At 64.9% G+C, this 348-nt stretch carries 1 pseudogene; it reads left to right on the forward strand.

Annotated features, from left to right (window positions below):
- Nucleotides 1-348: pseudogene (locus tag GQB03_RS22740) on the forward strand (IS21 family transposase); the annotation flags it as partial.

Raw genomic sequence — 348 nt, forward strand, 5'->3', positions numbered from 1 at the left:
TGATCAGCAAGCGCTTCTACCCCGAGCGCATCGATGTCGTCTTCGACGATCGTGTGGTGGCGAGCCATGGGCGCCTGTTCGATCGCGGCCAGACGCGTTACGACTGGCTGCACTACCTGCCGCTGGTCGAGAGAAAGCCCGGCGTACTCAGGAACGGCGCGCCATTCGCCCACATGCCCACGCCATTCGTTCGCCTGCAGCGTCTGCTCCTGCGCCGAGATGGCGGCGACCGGGTGATGAGCCGGGTGCTGGCGATGATTCCGAAGGTCGGGCTCGAGGCGGTACAGGTCGCCGTCGAACTGGTGCTCGAATCTGGCCAGGTCAGCGTCGAGCACGTGCTCAACGTGA

It is taken from the genome of Cognatazoarcus halotolerans (genome assembly GCF_009800965.1).
Lineage (GTDB): Bacteria > Pseudomonadota > Gammaproteobacteria > Burkholderiales > Rhodocyclaceae > Cognatazoarcus > Cognatazoarcus halotolerans.